We start from the raw sequence: 22,000 nt of genomic DNA, 5'->3' as shown, positions 1-22,000 counted from the left end.
ACGGGGCTTCGGCGCGAGGGTGTCCTTGCGATGGGAGGTTCGGGGCGGGTCCGCCCCGAACGGCTCGGCTGATCGGCTCGGGGTTAATCGAGGTGCTGCCTTCCGGTCGCCCCGGTAGCGTGCCGCGGCATGACATCGGAACTGGTACGCCCCCCGCTCCAGGCGGACGAACGCACCGCGCTCATAGGCTGGTTGGACGTGCAGCGGCAGATCGTGCGCGGGAAGTGCGAGGGCCTGAGCGAAGAGGACGCGCACCGCTCCCTCATCCCGACCTCACCGGCCGTGACGATGGCCGGTCTCGTCTCCCATCTGCGCTGGGCCGAACACCTGTGGCTTGAAGTGCTGTTCCTCGGCGGCGACGAGAAGCAGAACCCGTCGTTCGACGAGTCGCGCGAGGACGCCGACTGGTACACCGACGGCCGCCCGCTCGCCGAGCTCCTCGCGGAGTACGAGGCTCAGTGCGCCCGCAGCAACGAGATCACCGCGGCGGCGTCCCTGGACGACTCGGGCCGCCACACCGGATTCGAGTCCGGCGGCGCCAACCTCCGCTGGATGCTGACCCACCTCGTCGAGGAGACGGCCAGGCACGCGGGGCACGCGGACCTGGTCAGGGAACTCCTCGACGGCAAGAAGAGCTATTACTGATCCAGCTTCCGGCTCGGCTTCAGGGCCGGGCGGGCCTCGCCGCGCGTGCGGCCACGGCACTCAGATCTGGTTCAGCCCGCCGTCCGCGTACAGGCTCGCACCCGTGATGAAGCTGCTCTCCCCGGAGGCGAGGAAGGACACCGCGGCGGCGATCTCCTCCGGGCGGCCGAGGCGGCCGAGCGGTACCTGTGACGCCAGTTGCCGCCTGAGGTCCGCGGCCTGTTCCGCGTCGGGGGCGAGTCCCGACAGGCCGGGGGTGTCGGTCGGTCCCGGCGAGATCGTGTTGACCCGGATGCCGCGGCCCTTGAGTTCGTTGGCCCAGGTCCTGGCGAACGAGCGCGTGGCGGCCTTGGTCGCCGCGTACACGCCGAACGCCTCGTCGCCGGAGGTCGCACTGGTGGAGCCGTTCAAGATCACCGAGGCGCCGTCGTTGAGCAGGGGCAGCGCCTTCTGCACGGTGAACAGGGTGCCCCGGGCGTTGATGCCGAAGAGCGCGTCGAAGTGCTCTTCGGTGACCTGCTCAAGCGTCCCGAACTCGGCGACGGAGGCGTTCGCGAACAGCACGTCCAGGCCCTGTCCCCGGTCGCGGATCGCCTCGTAGAGCCGGTCCAGGTCGGCCAGGTCCGAGATGTCGCCGACCAACGCGGTGGCCGATGGACCGATCGCTTCGACGGCCGCGTCGAGCTCGGTCTTGCGTCGGCCGGTGATGAACACGTGCGCGCCATCGGCCGCCAGCCGGACGGCGCTGGCCAGACCGATTCCGGCGCTGCCCCCGGTGACAAGCGCGGTCTTGCCCTCAAGTGATCCCACGTGGATAGCCTCCCTCGACTTCCGCATCGATCGATGCGGAAGTCGAACCGTAGCACTTCCGTATCGATCGATGCGGAAGAGGTAGGCTGCGGGGATGGCAACGAAGAAGAGCGGCCCCGGCACCGGCGCCGGCACGGGCCCCGGCACCGGCCCCATCGGCCGACCGCGAGGATTCGACGCCGACGACGCCCTTGAGCGCGCCGTGCTGGTCTTCTGGGAGCACGGCTACGAGGGGGCGAGCCTGGCCCGCCTGACGGGCGCGATGGGCATCTCGACCACCAGCATGTACGCGGCCTTCGGCAGCAAGGAGGAGCTGTTCCGCAAGGCCCTGGAGCGCTACAGCGAAGGCCCCGGCGGCTACCTGACCCAGGCCCTCGATGAGCCGACCGCGCTCGCCGTCGCCACCGCGATCCTGTCCGGCGCCGTGCGAACCAGCACCCGCCCGGCCTGCCCCCGCGGCTGCCTGGGCGTCCAGGGCGCCCTGGCCACCAGCGCCCCGGGCCACGGAGTCCGCGACCTCCTAACCGCCTGGCGCAACGACGGCTGCATCCGCGTCGAGGAGCGTTTCCGGCGAGCCGTGGACGACGGCGACCTGCCCCCGGAAACCGATCCGGGGCTACTGGCCCGCTACGTCACGACCTTGACGTTCGGCATCGCGGTACAGGCCGCGAGCGGCGTCGGCCACGACGAACTCCAGGAACTGGCGGACGCGGCCTTGCGGAACTGGCCACTGATGTCGTAGCGCTCGGGCGGAACGCTTTTGCCCGGCGGGGTCTCTCACTACCTGTACGGCTGTACCTCTGTGAGAGGAGTTGTTCTGCATGGCGCGTCGCTTTCGTGCACTGCTGCTGACCACCCTGGTGCTGGTCGCGGGCTCGGTGATGTCGTCCGCTCCGGCCTCCGCCGTCATCGGCGGGTCGAAGAGCACCTACGGCCCGTGGGCGGTGCGCATGCTCGTCGACGGCAAACCGGCGTGCACCGGGACAGCGGTCGCTCGCCAGTGGATCCTCACCGCCTCGCACTGCTTCTACGAGCAGGCGCTGCCGGTCGCCGACAAGCGGATCTCCTTCCGGGTGGGCAATCTCGACATGCGGAGGGGCACCACGGTCCGCCCCGTCCCCCGCAAGCGCGTGGGCAGCGCGCACGCCGACATGATGCTCGTCAAGGTCCCGCCGATGAACGTCCCCACGGCGCGCCTGGCCACGGTCGGCGTCCACCGCGGCCAGGCCGTGCGGCAGTACGGGTGGGGCGCCACCTGCACCACGGACGAGAGCGCCTGCCAGTCCCCCGTACTCAAGCAGTCGGACTTGAAGGTCGTACGGCCCAACGACCCCCTGTGCGCGGGGCACACCGCACCGGGCGGCCCCGACTTCTGCATGAAGAAGGTGCGCGGAATTCCCGCCGGGGGCGACTCCGGAGGCCCGGTGATGACCGTTGGCCCGCGAGGCACCGAAACCCTTATCGGCGTCTTCAACGGCTCCGACCGCGAGAAGAGTGCCGAGGCCGGGGAAGTGTCCCAGCAACTCTCCTGGATTCGCTCCGTCATCCGGCGATAGCGTCGGCGACAGGGCCATCCGCTCCGCGCGCCTGAGCGGCTTCGCAGCTCTGCTTCACCTCAGGGCAACGGTTCGGGACGCCCTGCCTCCAACCCTGTGGACTGGTGGCCGTGGGGCGAGGAGACGACGCCTCACACGAGTGGGTGCCCGAGCCGTATGTCACGCTCCGTCAGTACCTGGCTTGGGCAGGCCTGCTGACCGAATATCGAGCCCGGCCCGCCCCTCAGCGCATCGGAGGCGTCGTACGCGTACGTGGAGCGGGTCCGGTGGTGCTAGTGCTACCGCTCCGCACGGCGTAGGAACTGCCAGCCCAGCACGATTAGGGCGAGTGTCTGCACGAGAGAAGTGAGCACGAGCAGAGGCTGAACGCTGGGAGAGCACCAGAACGCGGTCGTGCAGACCATTGGCAAGACCAGGTACGCGGACAGGTCCACCGCGATCTGAAGCCGTTTGCGCATGGTGCGGCCTGCGACGCTGCGGTGGTAGACCTCCCAGCCGAACACCGTGCCGTTGGCGGAGGCGAGTTCCCCCAGGCGCGGTCCCAGTTGGTCGCGGACGTAGTAGCTGATTGCCGAGACCTTCTCGTCGTTGACCAGGTAGGTCCATCCCAGGATCAGGCAGATCGCGGGGACGGAGAGCAGCAGTCGGAACTGTCCGCTCTGGACGGTGACCGTCACGACCGCAGTGGCTGCGGCGAGCGTGAAGTAGAGGAGGTTGTCGCGGAATCCTATGCGGGTCTTCTGCTCCTCCTTGAGGCGGTCGTACTCGGTCAGCAGGATTTTGCTCTCGGTGACATCGTCCGTGGAAGTCACAGGCATTCCCATGCTCGAGTTCAGGATCACCCGGCTATCTGGAAGGGGGTCAGATTGTTGGGGCTGTGTCGTTCGAGCCAACCCTTCCCGTCCGCCGCTACCCCCTCCAGGAGGCGGAAGGTGTGGGTGGAGCCGGCCGCACTGAGGTTGATCTCGGAGATTTCCTGAGAGTTCTCGTCCGGCGCCAGTTGATGGGCATCGGCGTCCTTGACACGGATCTTCCTGGCTGGTCCGTTAGTGAGGACGAGTTCCAGTTCGTAGCCCCCATCGGCATTTTCCGCCACTTGCACGGAAGACAGAGCGTCGAACCGGTAGTTGCTCCGCTGCTCCTTCTTGCGCGTTGCGTCGGAGAAGTTGAATTCCGAGCTCATCTCGCGGATGCCGTCCTGGGTGAACAGGAACAAGCGGAATACGTAGTGCGAGTACCGCCAGGGGCCGCGTCTGACCCGGCCTCGTTTGTAAGAAGGGGCGGGGGACACCAGGATGGTGTGGGTGATCAGGTCGCGCCAGGTGAGCCGGTGGTGCCGGAGTGCTTCATCAACGAACGAAGTCTTGTCGCAGGTGAGCCAGGTCTCCATTTGCCACTCGCTGGGGCGCGTGGCATCCAGGAGCGACTGCCAGCGCTGGTGCGCGTCCTGTCGTGCGGTCAGTTGCTCACGGTATTTCTTGGTCTCCCGGGTCAGCCGGTGCTCTTCACGCCTGACCTCCAGCCACAGGGAAGCGGCCGCGTGCCCGGACCAGGCCGCACCGAGCACGGCCAGGAACGCCCACAGCGACCGTGGCGAGGCGGTACCTGAGATTGCCGTGCCGAACGCGGCCAGAGCCGTGACGCCGAGAACGGCTAGGGCCACCACGGTCAGGGCCTTTGTCCTGACCGGAGGCCGGTCCTGGCGGTCATCTTCGAACAGGGTGCCGTTGGTGTGGCGGTTCCGGGCGTCCTCAGCGAGGTACCGGATCAACCAGGTGATCCGGTCCACACTGACCCGGCTCTCCCGGTAGAGGTCCGCGATCTCGGCGGCGAGGCTGCTGCGGACCTGAGCGGTGTGGGCGAGCCAGGCGTCCGGCGTGAACTCGTGGGGCGTGCGAACGCTGAAGTAGTGATCGAACGAATGGCGGACGCGTTTGGTGAACCCGTCCACGTCAGAGGAGGGGCCGTGCGTGTGCGGGACGCTGGTCCCGGCAGTGAGGTCCAACCGGGGTTCCCGGCCCCACCACCGGTCGCCGAAGCGGGCCGCAGTCAGCATCGCGCTGAGCGCCACCAGCAACTCGACGATCGCCTTGGCCGGATCAGCGACCAGTGCCAGGGCCCAGAGCAGCACGCTGCTGACGACGAACAGGACCGTCCGGACAGGGAGGGCCGCCTTGGCGGCGGCAGCGGTGCTCGGGTGGGGCGGAACGGCCCGCGCACCGATGGGGACAGGTGCGAAGTAGGCCCAGACCCGCTGGCCCCGGTCGTTGCCGAAGCGCTCCGCCCTGGCTCGTTCGCGGGTCTCCGCCCACAGACCGTCCTTCAGCCCTCCAGTGAGCATGAGGTCGAGGTGGCGGAGGATCGCGTTGTGCTGTCGGAGCGGCAGGTCTTGCAGCTGCTTCAGCACGGGTCCGGTCTCGCCGTCGGCAGTGCTGAGCACCGCCAACAGGCCGAACGTGACGCGCAGGGCTTCCTTCCACTCGTCCTCGACGAAGCTCCGTACGAGCCCGGAGATGTAGTGCAGCCGTTGGACCTCTTCGGTGCTGAGATCGTCGTAGGTGCGTGCGCTGAGTGCGGCTAGCACCCAGTGGAAACGAACCTCCGCGCTGTCGTACCCGTGGGCGATCGCATCGGTGATCATTTCGCGGGCGCGGCTCGGGATGCCGTCCTCGAGTAACCGCACCCCCACCCTGTACTTCTCCTGCGGCGAAGCGTCCGGGTGGACGAAGTAGACGTTGGAGTTGTGCACGGTCTCAGCCTGGATTCCGACGGTGGAGTCGTAGGCGGCCGAGTTGTATGCGGCATCGTTGCCATGGCTCATGCCAGGTCACCGGCCGCAGCCACCATGGGGGCCAGCTCGGCCACCAGTGCGGGGCACTCCGCGACCAAGCCACGCAGCCTCCTGAGCGTCATGGCCGTCCGTTTCGACGATTCAGGGGTGTTGCTCCCGGCCGTCCGGAGAGCGGAGTCCAGATCGTTCAGGGCCTCTCGATAGGTGTCCTCGTCGAGGGCGCCCTCAGCACGGTGCCGCCGCAACTGCTCGCGGAAACCGTTCAGCTCTGCGATCAGGTCCGTCGTGCCGGATGCCTTCGGGGCCGAGTTCATGTGGACGCTGCTGCCCGTGACCGAGCCAGCCATGATTCCGACGCTGCTGTGGTGGGCGGTGTTGCTGACGCGTCGGTCGAACTGGTCGGCCGAACGGACGCTGTCGTCCTGGGACATTGCGGTCTCCTCCTGTTCCCCCGACAGCTCCACTGCCAACCGGGTGGCGAACGCAGCCGCGTTCGCTGCGGCCCGCGGCTGCCAGTTGCGGTCCTCCGCACTGTTCTTCGTGCCGTCCGCCCGGTCGCTGATCCCTCGGATGATGGCCACCGGTGCCCCGTTGAGATGGCCGGCCTGCGCCACACCGGCCGCCTCCATCTCGATGGCGAGTGCGTCGTTGTAGTGCTGTCGAATCCACTTCGCCTCGGCCGAGATCCTCGAGTTCTGGACGACCTCGCCAGCGGCGATTGCTCCGAAGCGCACTTGCGGCACGTCCTCGTGACCGGACATGGGGTCCGCCCAGTCGTTCAGGCGGGCCAGGTGCGAGGCGAGCTGGCTGATGCCGTGCGGTGCTTCCCATACTCGAGGGCGGGCTTTGAGTCCGTCGTCCTCGCTGGTGCCGCCGTGGTAGGCGTACACGTGTGTCGCCATCACCACGTCGCCCAGCCTGGCGGTGTCCCACAGGGCTCCGGCGACCCCGACGAACAGCACGGCCGGCGGCGAGAATTCCTGAATCGCGCGTTCGGCGATCACTGCGGCGGAACTGTTCCCTTTGCTCGTCAGGCCAAGGGCGACACGGCACGATGTGCCCTGCACGGTTCCCACCTCGAACCGGGTACCACGCTTGTGGCGATGCACCTGCGTACCTGCGAACTTCTGGCGCATGGCCTGGTATTCAAGATTGAGGGCAGTGAGAACCACCACCTGGCCACTCGGCATCTATTCCTCTTTCTCTCTCGTGTTTTCGTCCATCGCGGATGGCGCGGGTCGGATCAGCGGTGGGAACAGCACGGTTTTCGGGCCGGCTCGGTACAGCCGTGCGGGCCGTCCTCCTGTGGTCCTGCGACTCGTGCCGACTGGGACGATGAATCCCTTCGCGGCTTGGACCTTCCGGTAGAAGTTCCGGGTGTCGAGTTCGGTGCCCCAGACGGCTTCGTACACTTGTTGCAGCTCTGCGATGGTGAAGATCTCCCTGCAGAACGCTGTGGCCAGAGCCGAGAACTCAAGCTTGGTGCGCGCATGTTCGATCCCGTCCGTGGCGATTCGGCGGTGGTCGAAGGCGAGCTTCACCTCGCCGGACAGGACGGCTTCCGCGGGAACCCACGCGGCATCGGTTGCATCCGTTCCCGCTACCGGGTCGGGCAGCCCCGGCGCGATCGCCAGGTGGGCTACGGAGACGACTCGGCCCCGCGGATCGCGGCCCGAGTCCCCGTAGGTGGCCAGCTGCTCAAGGTGCACCCAACCGGCGGTCAGTGCCGTTTCCTCGCTCAGTTCGCGGTGGGCGGCATCCAGAATCTCCTCGCCATCGTGGTTCAGAAATCCTCCGGGTAGGGCGGGCATGCCCCGGAAGGGATCTTCGCCCCGCTCCACCAGGAGCACGTGGAGGCGGCTCTCCTTCAGCGTCAGGATCACGAGATCGACCGTCAGTAGTACAGGAGGTGGTGACCACACGTCATCTTGCATGCCCTGCAAGGTACTTCAGTTACTGTCACTTGCACAATAAGGAGGAGTGGGGGTAGTTATGCCACTCGACTGCATAGCCGGGGTGCGTGCGGCAGGACCGTACGGATCGACCAGCTGGCACCGACTTCACCAGTCAGTTCCGGTTTCGGGGCTCCCGCAGCCGGTGCTGCCCACATGGTGAACCGCCTGGCTGATGCCGCCTCCCCGTACTTGTTGCAGCCTGCTGACAACCCTGCCGACTGGTGGGAGCGGTCCCCGGAGGCGTTCGAGGAGGCGCGGCGCCGACACGTGCCCGTGCTTCTCGCCGTGGGGTGAGGTCGATGGTCTCCGCCCGATAGGCGATGACGTCCGGTCCGCGGTTGGTGAGCGGAACCTCCTGCAGGCGGACGTCGAAGTCCGTGTCGACGTTCCAGTCCGGGCCCGCGGCAGCGTCCAGGGCATTGGCCAGGATCCGAGCCAGCCGGTTGCGTTGCTTGGAGGCGCTCGGGCTCACGACGGCCATCCCGTCCACGATCTCGATGCCGGCGCACTGCTCGTCGGACCAGGAGTCGTACTGCTCCGCGCTGATCTGCGAATGCATCCACGCGGGCGCCACCATCTCGGGGGGCATGGTGTACCTCCTTCGAGGAGCCTCGGCAGTTCTGGCACCGTTGTGCTCAGCCTGCTGTTCTGCCATGCCGGGGCACCTGATTCGGAAGACGGGCGGGCTTCGCTGTCGGGGCGGGGCGCTGTGAGAGGCTGGATCGCATGAATCGGCTGGCCGGTGTGACCTCGCCTTATCTGCTTCAGCATGCTGACAATCCGGTCGACTGGTGGCCCTGGTCGACCGAGGCCTTCGAGGAGGCGAAACGGCGCGACGTACCCGTTCTGCTCTCCGTCGGGTACTCGGCATGTCACTGGTGCCACGTCATGGCCCACGAGTCCTTCGAGGACGAGGCGACCGCCGCGCTCATGAACGAGAAGTTCGTGAACGTCAAGGTCGACCGCGAGGAGCGGCCCGACGTCGATGCCGTCTATATGGAGGCCGTGCAGGCCGCGACGGGGCAGGGCGGGTGGCCCATGACCGTCTTCCTGACCCCCGATGCCGAACCCTTCTACTTCGGCACCTACTTCCCGCCGGAGCCCCGGCACGGCATGCCCTCCTTCCCGCAGGTCCTCGACGGCGTGCACCGCGCGTGGACGGACCGGCGCGGCGAGGTCGCCGAGGTGGCGGGCAAGATCGTGCGGGACCTCGGCGAGCGGCAGCTCACGCACAACGCCGACGAGAAGCCCGGTGAGGACGAGCTCGCGCAGGCGCTGCTCGGGCTGACCCGCGACTACGACGCGACGCGCGGCGGATTCGGCGGCGCCCCCAAGTTCCCGCCGTCGATGGCGGTCGAGTTCCTGCTGCGGCACTACGCCCGCACGGGCGCCGAGGGCGCGCTGCAGATGGCCGCGGACACCTGTGAGCGGATGGCGCGCGGCGGCATCTACGACCAGCTCGGCGGCGGCTTCGCGCGCTACTCCGTCGACCGCGAGTGGATCGTGCCGCACTTCGAGAAGATGCTGTACGACAACGCGCTGCTGTGCCGCGCGTACGCCCATCTGTGGCGGGCCACCGGATCGGACCTGGCGCGCCGTGTCGCCCTGGAGACCGCGGACTTCATGGTCCGTGAACTCCGCACGAACGAGGGCGGGTTCGCCTCCGCGCTCGACGCGGACAGCGAGGATCCGGCGACCGGCGCGCACGTCGAGGGCGCGTACTACGTATGGACGCCCGCGCAGTTGAGGGAGGTCCTGGGCGAGGCTGATGCGGAGCTCGCCGTTGAGTGTTACGGCGTGACGGCGGAAGGCACCTTCGAGGAGGGTGCCTCTGTTCTCCAACTGCCGCGGAGGGAAGGGCCGGACGCGGATTCCGACCGCCTCGCCTCGATTCGGGAACGGCTTCTCGTCGCGCGCGCCGAGCGGCCCGCCCCCGGCCGTGACGACAAGGTCGTCGCCGCCTGGAACGGCCTGGCGATCGCCGCGCTCGCCGAGGTCGGCGCGTACTTCGACCGCCCCGATCTGATCGCGGCCGCCGTGGGCGCGGGGGACCTTCTCGTACGACTCCACATGGATGCCCGCGCCCGGCTCGCCCGGACCTCCAAGGACGGTCAAGTCGGCGCCAACGCCGGTGTGTTGGAGGACTACGCCGACGTCGCCGAGGGCTTCCTCGTGCTGGCCTCCGTGACGGGGGAGGGCGTCTGGCTGGAGTTCGCGGGATTCCTCCTCGACCACGTCCTCGGCCAGTTCGTGGAGGCGGAGAGCGGGGCGCTGTTCGACACGGCGGCCGACGCCGAGCAGCTGATCCGCCGCCCGCAGGACCCCACGGACAACGCGGCGCCCTCCGGGTGGACGGCCGCCGCGGGTGCCCTCCTGTCGTACGCGGCGCAGACCGGCGCCGAGCCGCACCGCACGGCGGCGGAGCGCGCGCTGGGCATCGTCAAGGCGCTCGGCCCGCGCGTGCCGCGCTTCATCGGCCACGGCCTCGCCGTCGCGGAGGCGGCCCTTGACGGGCCGCGCGAGGTGGCGGTCGTGGGGGAGGTCCTCGGCGACCTGCACCGCACGGCACTGCTGGGGACGGCGCCGGGCGTGGTCGTCGCGGCGGGGCCGCCGGACTCCGGCGAACTCCCGCTGCTCGCGGGGAGGGGGCTGGTCGCCGGTCGGCCGGCGGCGTACGTCTGCCGCGGCTTCGTCTGCGACGCGCCGACGACGGACCCGGCCGAGCTGGCGGCGAAGCTGTCAGGGTGAACCCGTGAACCCGTGAACCCGTGAACCCGTGAACCCGTGAACCCGTGAACCGGTGAACCTGTGAACCTGGGGCTTCGCCCCAGACCCCGCTCCTCGAACGCCGGAGGGGCTGAGATCTCAAGCTCCGCCGAACTCCTCCACCGCTCGCCCCACGATCGCCTCGAGGTGATCGTGGTGGGCGCCCCGCCAGTACACGCGGACGCAGTCCCCGCACTGGGCGAAGACGTCGTACGTGCCGCGTGTCCCGCCCTCAAGGAGGTCGGCGACCTCGTCCTTCGTCGCGGAGCGGAGCGTGCCGTTGCAGGCGGTGCAGCGGGTCCAGGGGGTCAGGGCGGGGGCGAACCGGCCGAGGACGTCGCGGAGTTGGTCGTCCGGGCGGTCGCTGTAGACGTACGCGCCCGCCCACAGCTCGCGGCGGCGCAGCAGGCCCCGGTCGCGGCTGAGGAGCACGCGGCGCTCGGCGGCCGAGCGCGCGGCGAGGGCCGGGTCGCCGATGTCCGTGCTCTCGTACGCCGTGTCGACGCCGAGCAGCCTGAGCCGCCGCGCCAGCGTGCCGAGATGGACGTCGAGGAGGAAGCGGAGCGGGGCGCCGGGGACGGGCTGGGGCCGCGTCACCGCGCGTACGGCGACGGTCTCGCCCGCCGCGGGGACGTGCCCCACGGCGACCTCCGCGCCGTCCACCACGAGTGCGCCGACCTCCGTCAAGGGCACGCCGAGCGACTCGACGACGTGCCCGAGCGTGGACGCGCCGTCCGTGACGGCCTTGGTGGGGCCCTTCCTTCGCTCGTGCGGGACGAACAGGGCCAGCTCGGGGGCGAAGCTGACGACGATCTCCGGTCCGTTCATGCGGTCAGGATGGCACGGCGAGTGCCGTGGCCACCCGAGGTTTCCGCCCGCCCCTCAGCTGTCCGCCCCTCAGCCGTCCGCCCCTCAGTCGTCCGCCCTTCAGCTGTCCGAGGTACCGGCGAACCCGAACCCGCCCACCAGCATGTCGAGCGTCCGGTCCAGGAGAGCGGTCAGATCGTCCTGGTGGTCGCGCTCCGCCCAGTACGCCGTGGTCTCGGTGAGTGCGCCGATCAGGCCCATGGCGAAGGCACGCACCTCCAGGTCCCCGGGGTCACGGTCGGTGCGGTCCGCGATGACGCGGCACAGGATGGCGCCGGTGACCGACATGCTCTCCAGCATCCGGGAGCGCACGGCGGGCACCTCGGCCATCAGCTTCGTCCGCAGCATGGTCACCTCGGGCTCCTCCGCGAAGCCGAGGCCGACCGTCCGGTGCAGCACGTGCCGCAGCGACTCCACGAACGGCTCGTCGGCGGGCCGCTCCCGCAACTCGCTCTCCAGGAACGGGTCGTACTCGTCGGTGAGGACGATGTCCTCCTTGGTGGGGAAGTAGCGGAAGACGGTCGAGGGGGAGACCTCCGCCGCCTCCGCGATCTGCTCGACCGTCGTCGCCTCGTACCCCTGTTCCGCGATCAGCCGGTAGGTCGCCTCCCGGATCGCCAGGCGGGTCTTGAGCTTCTTGCGCTCGCGAAGGCCCAGCAGGGGGGCGCTCGCGGGTGCGGAGGTTCGTGCGGCCGTCATGACGTCATTGTCGGGCATCCGTCCGGGCCGTGCTCCGGGCCGCGGGCCGCCCGGGCCTGTCGACCCTGCCGGGCAGGAACGCGGCGACGAACAGCGCCGTCACCAGCGCGGCGACACCGCTGACCAGCAGGACGAGATCCATTCCGTGCAGGTACGCGGAGTTCGCGGACTCGGCGAGGCCCGGCGTGCCGAGCCGTTCGGCCACGGCGTGCGCGGCGACCACCGAGTCGTCCGCCGCCCCGGCCGCGGGCCCCGGCAGACCGGCGGTGTCGAGCCGGTCGGCGTAGGCCCCGGCGAGCAGCGAGCCGAGCAGCGCGATCCCGAGGGCGCTGCCCACCTGTCGTACGGTCATCAGCAGGCCCGAGCCGGATCCGGCGCGCTCCACGGGCAGCGCGCCGAGCGCCGAGTCCATGGACGGCACGACGGCGAAGCCGAAGCCCACACCGGCCACCGAGAGCCACAGCGCGGTGAAGCCGTAGCCGCTGTCGACGTCCGTGCGGCTGCCGAGGATCGCGGCGAAGGCGAGGACCACGAGCCCGCCGCTGATCACCGCGCGGGCCCCGAAGCGCCGCACCACGGGCTCGGCGCCCTTCGCCGCGACCAGGAGCCCGCCCATCATCGGCAGCATGCGCAGGCCGGTGCCGAAGGCGTCGTTGCCGAGGACGGCCTGGAGGTACTGCGGCAGCACGAACATCAGGCCGGAGAGCACGAACATCACCAGCGTCGCCGCGATCGTGTTCAGGAGGAAGGCGCGGTCGCGCAGCAGTGACATGTCGAGCATCGGGCGCGTCATGCGGCGCTCGCGCAGGACGAGTGCGGCGAGCAGCAGGGCGCCGCCCGCGAGCATCCCGAGGACGAGGAGGTCGGACCAGCCGCGCCCCGGCGCCTCGATGATGCCGTAGATGAGCGCGCCGAGTCCGGCGGCGGTCAGCGCGGTGGAGACGATGTCGACCCTGGGGGACGCGGGGTCGCTGGTCTCGGGCAGCAGGAACAGGCAGGCGGCCAGGCCGATCGCGACCATCGGGATGTTGATCAGGAAGATCGAGCCCCACCAGAAGTGGTCGAGCAGCCAGCCGCCGATGATCGGACCGAGCGGCGCGCCGAGTGCGGAGGCCGCGGAGACGATGCCGACGGCCTTGGTGCGCTCGCCCGGCGCGAAGAGCGCGGGCAGCACGGCCAGCGCGAGCGGCATGACGAGCGCGCCGCCCACGCCCATGACGGCGCGGGCCACGACGACGAGGGAGACGTCGTCGGCCAGGGTGCCGATCAGCGAGCCCGCGAGGAAGATCCCGAGCCCCGTCATCAGCATCCTGCGCCGCCCGAACCGGTCGCCGAGGAGCCCGGCGGGAAGCATCAGCGAGGCGAAGACCACGACGTACGCGTCCGCCATCCACTGTTGCTCACCGGTGCTAGCGCCGAGCTGTCCGGCCATCGTCGGCAGCGCGACATTGAGGATCGTCATGTCGAAGCCGAGCACGAGCAGGCTCGCGACCAGGGCGCCGAGCGCCCACCAGCGGCGGGGGTCGCCTTGGTGTGCGGCGGCAGGGGAATTTCTGACAGTTGCCATGAAGTGAGAGTAACTCTCAAAAGAGAGTTGCTGTCAATATCGGGCAGGGGAAGTCGGGCAGGGGAAGTCGGGCATGAAAAAAGTGGCCGCGGCTGGGGAGCCGCGGCCACTGGGGGAGAGGGGAGGGGTGCGTCAGCCGTGCTGGTACGCCACCAGGGAGATGCCGACGTAGTGCACGGCGAACGCCGCGAGCGTCAGCGAGTGGAAGACCTCGTGGAAGCCGAAGAAGCGGGGCGAGGGGTTGGGGCGCTTGATGCCGTAGATCACGCCGCCCGCGCTGTAGAGCAGTCCGCCGACGACGACCAGGACGAGCACCGCGATGCCGCCGGTGCGCATGAAGTCCGGCAGGAAGAAGACGGCGGCCCAGCCCATCGCGATGTAGCACGGCGTGTAGAGCCAGCGCGGGGCGCCGACCCAGAAGACGCGGAAGGCGATGCCCGCGACGGCGGCCCCCCAGACGCCCCAGAGCAGCCACTGCCCCGTCGCGTCGGGGAGCAGCAGCATCGTCAGCGGGGTGTAGGTGCCCGCGATGATCAGGAAGATGTTGGAGTGGTCGAGCCTGCGCAGGACGCCGTCGGCCCGCGGGCCCCAGTTGCCCCGGTGGTAGAGCGCGCTCACGCCGAAGAGGAGACACGCGGTCAGGGCGAAGATGCCGCAGGCGATCCGGCCGCGGGTGGAGTCCGCGAGCGCGGTGAGCACCAGGCCGGAGATCAGCACCGCGGGGAACATGCCGGCGTGCAGCCAGCCGCGCATCTTCGGCTTCGCGGGGAGCGGCAGGGGCAGCGCGGATGAAGCGAGTGAACCGGCGCCCGCGGGCTCCGGGATCGCTTCGGGGACGGGGGCGGTCATGAGCCGCATCGTACCTACGGACCCGTAAGTCGGACATCAACCGGACGCAACCCTGACGTCCCCGTACAAGTGGCGATGCTCACGCCGCTCAGGTGTGAGGCCCTCTGGACAGATGCGCGGTTGCGTCGGATGATCAAATGAGTGCGGTCGGCACCGGATGAGCGCCAGAGGGAACTACACGTGAAGCGTCCGGGTCGCAGCCCCCACGGGGCATACATCATCAAAAACCCCTCGATTAGGAGCAATCGTGGCGCGCGACATCGCGGCTCCCGTGTCCCTGGACACAGTCCCGACCAACCACCAGGAGCTGGTCTCCTGGGTCAACGAGATCGCCGAACTGACGCAGCCGGACAGGGTCGTCTGGTGTGACGGCTCCGAGGCCGAGTACGAGCGCCTGTGCGAAGAGCTCGTGGCCAAGGGCACGTTCAAGAAGCTCGACCCGATCAAGCGTCCGAACTCGTACTACGCGGCCTCCGACCCGACCGATGTCGCGCGCGTCGAGGACCGCACCTTCATCTGCTCCGAGAAGGAGGCGGACGCGGGCCCGACCAACCACTGGAAGGCCCCCGCCGAGATGCGGGAGATCTTCCAGGGGGAGAAGGGCGTCTTCCGCGGCTCGATGCGCGGCCGGACGATGTACGTCGTGCCGTTCTGCATGGGCCCGGTCGGGTCACCGCTGTCCGCCATCGGTGTGGAGATCACCGACTCCGCGTACGTCGCCGTCTCCATGCGCACCATGACCCGCATGGGCCAGGCCGTCCTTGACGAGCTCGGCGAGGACGGGTTCTTCGTGAAGGCCGTCCACACGCTGGGCGCCCCGCTGGCCGACGTTCCCCAAGCTCTCGACTCCGCTCGAGCAGGGGAGGCCCCATTGGCCGACGTGCCGTGGCCCTGCAACTCCACGAAGTACATCTCGCACTTCCCCGAGGACCGCGAGATCTGGTCGTACGGCTCCGGCTACGGCGGCAACGCCCTGCTCGGCAAGAAGTGCTACGCCCTGCGCATCGCCTCCGTCATGGCGCGCGACGAGGGCTGGCTCGCCGAGCACATGCTGATCCTCAAGCTCACTCCGCCGCAGGGTGAGTCGAAGTACGTCGCCGCCGCGTTCCCCTCCGCCTGCGGCAAGACCAACCTCGCCATGCTGGAGCCCACGATCTCCGGCTGGACCGTCGAGACCATCGGCGACGACATCGCCTGGATGCGGTTCGGCGAGGACGGCCGCCTCTACGCGATCAACCCCGAGGCGGGCTTCTTCGGCGTCGCGCCCGGCACCGGCGAGCACACCAACGCCAACGCGATGAAGACGCTGTGGGGCAACTCCGTCTTCACTAACGTGGCGCTCACGGACGACGGCGACGTCTGGTGGGAGGGCATGACGGAGGAGACTCCGAAGCACCTCACGGACTGGAAGGGCAACGACTGGACCCCCGAGTCCGGCGTCCCGGCCGCGCACCCCAACGCCCGCTTCACCACGCCCGCCTCGCAGTGCCCGATCATCGCGCCCGAGTGGGAGGACCCCAAGGGCGTGCCGATCTCGGCGATCCTCTTCGGCGGCCGCCGCGCCTCCGCCGTGCCGCTGGTGACCGAGTCCTTCGACTGGAACCACGGTGTCTTCCTCGGCGCGAACGTCGCCTCGGAGAAGACCGCCGCCGCCGAGGGCAAGGTCGGCGAGCTGCGCCGCGACCCGTTCGCCATGCTGCCGTTCTGCGGCTACAACATGGGCGACTACATGAACCACTGGGTCAAGGTCGGCTCGGACAAGGACCAGGCGAAGCTGCCCAAGATCTACTACGTCAACTGGTTCCGGAAGAACGCGGACGGCAAGTTCGTGTGGCCCGGATTCGGTGAGAACTCCCGCGTCCTGAAGTGGATCGTGGACCGCCTGGACGGCCGGGCCGAGGGCGTCGAGACGCCGATCGGCATCCTGCCGACGGTCGACTCGCTGGACACGGACGGGCTCGAACTGGCCCCCGCCGACCTGGAGTTCCTGCTCACGGTCGACAAGGAGGTCTGGCGCGACGAGGCCTCGCTCGTGCCCGAGCACCTCAACACCTTCGGCGAGCACACGCCCAAGGAGCTGTGGGACGAGTACCGCGCCCTGGTGAAGCGTCTCGGCTGACGCCCGCACGTTCCGGATGAGCCCCGCACAACGGCGTGCGGGGCTCATCCGCATGTGCGGCCGTGTGTGCGGAGGGAACGCATCCGCTCGTACACGCATCTTGTGCACCTTGCCTTCACATGGCCCTCACATGTTTCATGGTGCCCACACGGGGGACCGCTGATCGACGCGTGCCGCCAAGAAAGCCTGTGGGGGGCCGAGTTGAAGAAGTCTCAGCGGTCAAGACGGGTCACGGGCGCCGCGCTCGCGGTGGTCCTCGGCTCGGCGGGCCTGGTCGCCGTCGGGACGCCCGCCGCGTACGCGGCCACGCCGTCGGACGAAGTGGTCAAGCTGCCGATCTCGTACTTCGGGGCGATGGTGGTCGACGACGCGCACGAGCGGATCTACGTCACCGACGGGAACAAGAACGGCAGCGGGGCGAGCGCCGTCCTGGTCTACGACTTCCAGGGCAAGCGCGTCGGCTCGCTCGCCACCGACCAGCCCGCGTCCGGCATGGCGCTCAGCGCGGACGGCGCGACGCTGCAGGTGTCGCAGTCCAACCGCATCCTCTCGTTCGACACGGCGACCCAGACCAGGACCGGCGCCGCGAGCACGCCCTACGACGTCACCTGCGGCCGGGAGATGGCTGTCGCGGGCGGCAAGACGTGGTTCACCGAGACGCCGTACAGCGGCAGTTCCTACTGCGACAGGCCCGACAACAACGCCCTGCTGTACGGGGTCAGCGGCACCGCCTCGTTCAACACCGGCTGGAACAGCGAGGGGCGGCTGAAGCTGGAGTCCGGGCCCGGGGCCCCGGACCGGCTCGTGATGGGGCAGGCGGGCGCGAACAACGCGGCCAACGCGTTCGTCACCACGTTCGACGCGAGCGGCGCCAACTTGGTACGAGGCCCTCAGCGGCGCTTCGCGGACGCCGAGGGCAAGGGCGCGCTCGACCTGAAGGACATCGCCCAGAGCGCCGACGGCAAGCGGATCGCCCTCGCCGACGCGGCGTACGGCACCCGGCTGCTCGACGCGTCGGACCTGTCGGACGCCCCGGTCGGCTACCAGCCGCTGCCGACGGGGGCGAAGGCCACTGCGGTGGCGTTCAGCGGTGACGGAAAGTACGTGGCGCGCGGCGCGGTGGCCGCGGGCAGCGTGTCCGACCTGCTGATCCAGCCCGCCGACCCGGCGGACCGGGGCACGCCGATCGAGTTCGCCTTCGAAGGGGAGCTCGACGGCTCGCAGGTCGTGCCGCAGGGCCTCGGCTGGGCCAAGGACGGCTCGCGGCTGTTCGCGGTGACGTCGGACGGCGGCTTCGGCCACTGGCTGCACATCATCAAGCCCCCGGCCGCCCAGTACGACTCCCGTTTCACCGGCACGCTCGGCACCACGCCAGCCAAGCCCGTGGTCGGCGAGCCGCTCGGCATCCGCGGCAAGCTGGAGCTCGACGGGCCCGCTCCCGCGGAGCCCGTGAAGGTCGCCGCGGTCCGCGAGGACGCCGACGGCACGCAGGAGGTGGCGGCCGCCAAGGTCGCGGCCGACGGCAGCTTCACCGTCCTGGACGTACCGGACAGGCTCGGCGAGGCGACGTACACGCTGCGCTTCCTCGGTGACGTCACGCACCGGCCCGCCGAGGACGTCAAGATCACGGTCGACGTGGCCAAGGCGCCGACGTCGGTCGAGCTGACGGCGCCGGCCGAGGCGACCCGCGCGGGCGGTGTCGAGATCACCGGCAAGCTGGCGGGACAGGGCCGCGCGCTGCCGTCCGGGATCGCGCTGAAGGTGACGCGGACCGACCGGTTCGGCACGACGGGCGAGCTGACGTCGGCGTCGGTCGCGGCCGACGGCACGTTCAGGATCAAGGACCTGCCGAACAAGCGCGGCAAGACGCTCTACGAGGTGAGCTACGACGGCGACGCGCTGCACACGGCGTCGTCGGCGAAGGCCACCGTCAAGATCACCGGCTAGGCGACGCATACCCCCGGTCGTCGTCACCGCTGGTGGCGCCCGGTCCGCGGCCTCCCCGGCCGCGGACCGGGGCCGTTCAGGAGGCGCCGACCAGGCGCGTGGCGTCCGCGTGGACGTCCATGCGCTCGGCGGCCAGGATCGCGGCCGCGGTGTCGGCGCGCGATGCCGCGACGACCAGGGCGCGGCCCGCGAGGGCGTGGGCGCGCTGGTGCAGGGCGGTGAGGTGGGGTTCGTGGATCGCGCTCGCCACGGAGGACCGCGGGGGCTGCGCGCCGAGCCGCAGGCGGGCGACCTGGTCCGCCAACCGCTCGGCGGCCGCGTCCAGTTCGGCGGACGGGGCGAGTGCGCGCAGCTCGTCGGTGACGGCGAGCAGCGCCGCGAGGTGCCCGGCGAGCTGGATGTCCAGCTCCTCCTCGCGGGTGCGGTGCGGGAAGCCCGCGTCGTCGGCCATCGAGTGGACCGACTTGGTGCGGATCGGCTCGTACATGAGATGGCCTCCAAGCGGGTTCTTGAAAGCTATCCTAGCTTAGATTCTGTCTAAAGTTGAGCTGGGCCTATCGGAGCGCCTTCACGGCTGGCCGTAGCCGTCCAGGAAGCGCGCGATCCGGGTGACCGCCTCCGTGAGGTCCGTCGCGGTGGGCAGCGTCACGACCCGGAAGTGATCGGGCTCGGGCCAGTTGAAGCCCGTGCCGTGCACGACCATGATCTTCTCGGCCCGCAGCAGGTCGAGGACCATCTGCCGGTCGTCCTTGATCTTGAAGACCTTCGGGTCGAGCCGGGGGAAGAGGTAGAGCGACCCCTTCGGCTTCACGCAGCTCACGCCGGGGATCTGGGTGAGCAGGTCGTACGCCGTGTCGCGCTGTTCGAGCAGGCGGCCGCCCGGCAGGACGAGGTCGTTGATCGTCTGGCGTCCGCTCAGCGCCGCGACGACGCCGTGCTGGCCCGGCATGTTCGCGCACAGGCGCATGTTGGCGAGGATCGTCAGGCCCTCGATGTACGAGGAGGCGTGCGCCTTCGGGCCCGAGATCGCCATCCAGCCCACCCGGTACCCCGCGACCCGGTACGCCTTCGACATGCCGTTGAACGTGAGGGTCAGCAGGTCGGGGGCGATGGCGGCGGTCGGCGTGTGGGTCGCGCCGTCGTAGAGGATCTTGTCGTAGATCTCGTCCGAGCAGACCAGGAGGTTGTGCCTGCGCGCGATGTCGGTGAGGCCGCGCAGCACGTCCTCGCTGTACACGGCGCCGGTCGGGTTGTTCGGGTTGATGATCACCAGCGCCTTGGTGCGGTCGGTGATCTTGCGCTCGATGTCGGCGAGGTCCGGCATCCAGTCCGCCTGCTCGTCGCAGCGGTAGTGCACGGCGGTGCCGCCGGAGAGGGAGACCGCGGCCGTCCACAGGGGGTAGTCGGGCGCGGGGACGAGCACCTCGTCGCCGTCGTCGAGCAGGCCCTGCATGGCCATCACGATGAGCTCGGAGACGCCGTTGCCGATGAAGACGTGCTCGACGTCGGTCTCGATGCCGAGGGTCTGGTTGTGCATGACGACCGCGCGGCGGGCCGCGAGCAGGCCCTTCGCGTCGCCGTAGCCGTGCGCGTCGCCCACGTTGCGGAGGATGTCCTCCAGGATCTCGGGCGGGCACTCGAAACCGAAGGCGGCGGGGTTGCCGGTGTTGAGCTTGAGGATGCGGTGGCCTGCCGCTTCCAGCCGCATCGCCTCCTCGAGCACCGGGCCCCGGATCTCGTAACAGACGTTGGCGAGCTTCGTCGACTGGATGACCTGCATAGGCGTGAGCTTAAGCGCGTGCGGGGCGGGCCGCTTCGTGTTTTCCACCACGTCGGTTCCGGCCCGTCGGCTCCGGTGACGGGTGGGTGTGGGGCGGGTGGTGGTGGGCAAATCTGTTCTGTCAGCGGTCAGTTGTGTCCGTTTGTGGTCTTGCCCTCGGGGCCCCGGACCTCAACAATGCGCATGACAAAACCGAAGTCACTTCGGTCACACAGTCACTAGAGGGGACCCCCACATGAAGAAGCCTCTCGTCGGTGCGTGCTTCGCCGCCCTCCTGATCGGAGCCACGGCGGCGCCCGCGACGGCAGTGAGCAACGAGGCGCCCGCGAAGCCGAGGGCCAAGGCCGTCGACTTCTCGGGAACGGTGGCGCTCAGCAACTGTTCCGGCTCCGTCGTCCGCGTGCCCGACTCCAAGCCCGGCGACCCCGCGCTCGTCCTGTCCAACGGGCACTGCCTGGAGAGCGGCTTCCCCGGGCCCGGTGAGGTCCTCGTCGACAAGCCGTCGACCAGGAGCTTCACGCTGCTCAACGCCTCGGGCGGCAACGCGGGCACGGTCAAGGCCAGCAAGATCGCTTACGGCACGATGACCGACACCGACATCTCGCTCTACCAGCTCACCAGCACCTACAGCGACATCGAGAGCAAGTACGGGATCAAGGCCCTCGAACTGAACTCGGCGCGCCCCGAGCAGGGCCGGGCGATCACCGTCGCCTCCGGCTACTGGAAGAAGCTGTACAAGTGCAACGTCGACGGCTTCGCGTACCGCCTCAAGGAGGGGAACTGGACCTGGAAGGACTCGGTCCGCTACACCCCGGCCTGCGAGACGATCGGCGGCACGTCCGGCTCTCCGGTGATCGACGACGAGACCGGCAAGGTCGTCGCCGTCAACAACACCGGCAACGAGAGCGGTGAGGAGTGCACGGACAACAACCCGTGCGAGGTCGACGAGAACGGCAAGGTCACGGTCCGCGAAGGCATCAACTACGCGCAGCAGACCTACTGGATCGTGCCGTGCGTCGCGCCCGGCAACAAGATCGACCTGAGCAGGGCGGGCTGTGAGCTGCCGAAGCCCTCGGCGGTGAAGTAGTCCCCCGCGGTCCCGGTGGGGGAGCGGCGCCCGCGGCGCGCCACCCCCACCGGGCACCCGTGCCGGGCGGAAACCTGTCGCGGCCGAAGCAGACATGCGTCGGTACCGTTGGTAGCGTTCCCCTGGTGAAACCCTCGCACGGACCCGACCGGCTCGACGACGACGACTACCCCGCCTACACGATGGGCCGGGCCGCCGAGATGATCGGTGCCACGCCGGGCTTCCTGCGGGCGGTCGGCGAGGCCGGGCTGATCACGCCGCTGCGCTCCGACGGCGGCCACCGCCGCTACTCCCGCTACCAGTTGCGCATCGCCGCGCGCGCCCGCGAGCTCGTCGACCAGGGCACGCCGGTCGAGGCGGCCTGCCGCATCGTCATCCTGGAGGACCAGCTCGAGGACGCGCTGCGCCTCAACGAGGAGCTCCGCCGCGGGGAGGTCTGACGGATATCTGTTCCGGCAAATACAGAATTTCGCACCATGCGCGATGAGGGTTAATCGAGGGTGACGGTTCCGGTCGACAGTTCTAAAGAAGTAATCCGGCACGGAAGCGAGCGCCGTGCTAC

The 22,000-nt window shown here is 69.4% G+C and carries 19 protein-coding genes and 2 pseudogenes; 9 read left to right on the top strand and 12 right to left on the bottom strand.

All coding sequences use genetic code 11. The annotated features are described in order from the left end of the window. The first annotated feature begins 129 nt into the window (after positions 1–129). Positions 130–645, top strand: coding sequence for a DinB family protein (locus tag CP970_RS15640; RefSeq protein ID WP_055546358.1), 516 nt, complete (start codon positions 130–132; stop codon positions 643–645). A 60-nt stretch (positions 646–705) separates the two neighbouring features. Here CP970_RS15640 and CP970_RS15635 read toward each other — a convergent pair whose 3' ends face one another. Next, positions 706–1,455 carry an SDR family oxidoreductase gene (locus CP970_RS15635; protein WP_055546360.1) on the bottom strand — a complete coding sequence of 250 codons (750 nt, stop codon included), beginning with the start codon at positions 1,453–1,455 and terminating at the stop codon, positions 706–708. Positions 1,456–1,549: 94 nt separating this feature from the next. Here CP970_RS15635 and CP970_RS15630 point away from each other — a divergent pair, with 94 nt between their 5' ends. Next, the gene (locus CP970_RS15630; RefSeq protein WP_055546362.1) at positions 1,550–2,197 is read left to right on the top strand and encodes a TetR/AcrR family transcriptional regulator; all 648 of its coding nucleotides are present in this window, start codon (positions 1,550–1,552) and stop codon (positions 2,195–2,197) included. Positions 2,198–2,276: 79 nt separating this feature from the next. Next, complete coding sequence (locus tag CP970_RS15625; protein WP_055546364.1) at positions 2,277–3,011, top strand: S1 family peptidase; 735 nt, start codon at positions 2,277–2,279, stop codon at positions 3,009–3,011. 278 nt (positions 3,012–3,289) lie between these two features. Here CP970_RS15625 and CP970_RS15620 read toward each other — a convergent pair whose 3' ends face one another. Genes CP970_RS15620 through CP970_RS15605 form a run of 4 tightly spaced genes read right to left on the bottom strand, consistent with a single transcriptional unit; the run spans position 3,290 to position 7,736 of the window. After that, on the bottom strand, positions 3,290–3,829 hold the full coding sequence (locus CP970_RS15620) for a hypothetical protein (protein WP_055546397.1): 540 nt from the start codon (positions 3,827–3,829) through the stop codon (positions 3,290–3,292). A gap of 20 nt (positions 3,830–3,849) precedes the next feature. Beyond that, complete coding sequence (locus tag CP970_RS15615; RefSeq protein ID WP_191094925.1) at positions 3,850–5,832, bottom strand: hypothetical protein; 1,983 nt, start codon at positions 5,830–5,832, stop codon at positions 3,850–3,852. Beyond that, positions 5,829–6,992, bottom strand: coding sequence for a 5'-methylthioadenosine/S-adenosylhomocysteine nucleosidase family protein (locus CP970_RS15610; protein WP_055546366.1), 1,164 nt, complete (start codon positions 6,990–6,992; stop codon positions 5,829–5,831). The genes CP970_RS15615 and CP970_RS15610 overlap by 4 nt, the downstream gene beginning before the upstream one ends. Continuing rightward, positions 6,993–7,736 (bottom strand): NUDIX hydrolase, encoded by a 744-nt coding sequence (locus CP970_RS15605; protein ID WP_079043414.1) that lies wholly within the window; start codon positions 7,734–7,736, stop codon positions 6,993–6,995. Positions 7,737–7,910: 174 nt separating this feature from the next. Here CP970_RS15605 and CP970_RS45965 point away from each other — a divergent pair. Continuing rightward, a pseudogene (locus CP970_RS45965) lies at positions 7,911–8,048 on the top strand (DUF255 domain-containing protein); the annotation flags it as partial. On the opposite strand, the pseudogene CP970_RS15595 reads toward CP970_RS45965, so the two are convergent. Next, positions 8,038–8,346, bottom strand: a pseudogene (locus CP970_RS15595) (Uma2 family endonuclease); the annotation flags it as partial. The pseudogenes CP970_RS45965 and CP970_RS15595 sit on opposite strands and share 11 nt — an antisense overlap. A gap of 137 nt (positions 8,347–8,483) precedes the next feature. On the opposite strand from CP970_RS15595, the gene CP970_RS15590 reads away from it, so the two are divergent. Beyond that, entirely contained in the window at positions 8,484–10,505 is a 2,022-nt protein-coding gene (locus CP970_RS15590; protein WP_055546368.1) for a thioredoxin domain-containing protein, read from the top strand. Positions 10,506–10,622: 117 nt separating this feature from the next. Here the strand turns inward: CP970_RS15590 and CP970_RS15585 are convergent, their stop codons facing one another. The 4 genes from CP970_RS15585 to trhA form a co-directional block, all read right to left on the bottom strand. Continuing rightward, a complete protein-coding gene (locus tag CP970_RS15585) occupies positions 10,623–11,351 on the bottom strand; it encodes a Mut7-C RNAse domain-containing protein (RefSeq protein WP_055546370.1) in 729 nt (242 codons plus the stop codon). Positions 11,352–11,450: 99 nt separating this feature from the next. Next, entirely contained in the window at positions 11,451–12,089 is a 639-nt protein-coding gene (locus tag CP970_RS15580) for a TetR/AcrR family transcriptional regulator (protein ID WP_079043416.1), read from the bottom strand. 4 nt (positions 12,090–12,093) lie between these two features. Next, the gene (locus CP970_RS15575; protein ID WP_055546374.1) at positions 12,094–13,656 is read right to left on the bottom strand and encodes an MFS transporter; all 1,563 of its coding nucleotides are present in this window, start codon (positions 13,654–13,656) and stop codon (positions 12,094–12,096) included. Between the two features lie 132 nt (positions 13,657–13,788). Next, positions 13,789–14,505 (bottom strand): PAQR family membrane homeostasis protein TrhA, encoded by a 717-nt coding sequence (trhA, locus tag CP970_RS15570; protein ID WP_079043417.1) that lies wholly within the window; start codon positions 14,503–14,505, stop codon positions 13,789–13,791. A 247-nt stretch (positions 14,506–14,752) separates the two neighbouring features. On the opposite strand from trhA, the gene CP970_RS15565 reads away from it, so the two are divergent. Both CP970_RS15565 and CP970_RS15560 read left to right on the top strand, forming a co-directional pair. Next, complete coding sequence (locus tag CP970_RS15565) at positions 14,753–16,624, top strand: phosphoenolpyruvate carboxykinase (GTP) (RefSeq protein ID WP_055546376.1); 1,872 nt, start codon at positions 14,753–14,755, stop codon at positions 16,622–16,624. 201 nt (positions 16,625–16,825) lie between these two features. Continuing rightward, complete coding sequence (locus CP970_RS15560; RefSeq protein WP_224058449.1) at positions 16,826–18,571, top strand: YncE family protein; 1,746 nt, start codon at positions 16,826–16,828, stop codon at positions 18,569–18,571. 76 nt (positions 18,572–18,647) lie between these two features. Here CP970_RS15560 and CP970_RS15555 read toward each other — a convergent pair whose 3' ends face one another. Together CP970_RS15555 and CP970_RS15550 are read right to left on the bottom strand one after the other, a co-directional pair. Further along, entirely contained in the window at positions 18,648–19,058 is a 411-nt protein-coding gene (locus tag CP970_RS15555) for an SCO4983 family protein (RefSeq protein WP_055546378.1), read from the bottom strand. Between the two features lie 81 nt (positions 19,059–19,139). Further along, on the bottom strand, positions 19,140–20,351 hold the full coding sequence (locus tag CP970_RS15550; RefSeq protein WP_055546380.1) for a pyridoxal phosphate-dependent aminotransferase: 1,212 nt from the start codon (positions 20,349–20,351) through the stop codon (positions 19,140–19,142). Between the two features lie 235 nt (positions 20,352–20,586). Between CP970_RS15550 and CP970_RS15545 the strand changes: the two genes are divergently transcribed. Further along, positions 20,587–21,438 (top strand): trypsin-like serine peptidase, encoded by an 852-nt coding sequence (locus CP970_RS15545; protein ID WP_055546382.1) that lies wholly within the window; start codon positions 20,587–20,589, stop codon positions 21,436–21,438. Between the two features lie 125 nt (positions 21,439–21,563). Further along, complete coding sequence (locus tag CP970_RS15540; protein ID WP_398655161.1) at positions 21,564–21,878, top strand: MerR family transcriptional regulator; 315 nt, start codon at positions 21,564–21,566, stop codon at positions 21,876–21,878. Positions 21,879–22,000 lie beyond the last annotated feature (122 nt).

Origin of the sequence: Streptomyces kanamyceticus (assembly GCF_008704495.1) — a bacterium.
Lineage (GTDB): Bacteria > Actinomycetota > Actinomycetes > Streptomycetales > Streptomycetaceae > Streptomyces > Streptomyces kanamyceticus.
The sequence above is the reverse complement of the archived record's forward strand: the minus strand, read 5'-3'. Positions and strand labels throughout refer to the sequence as shown.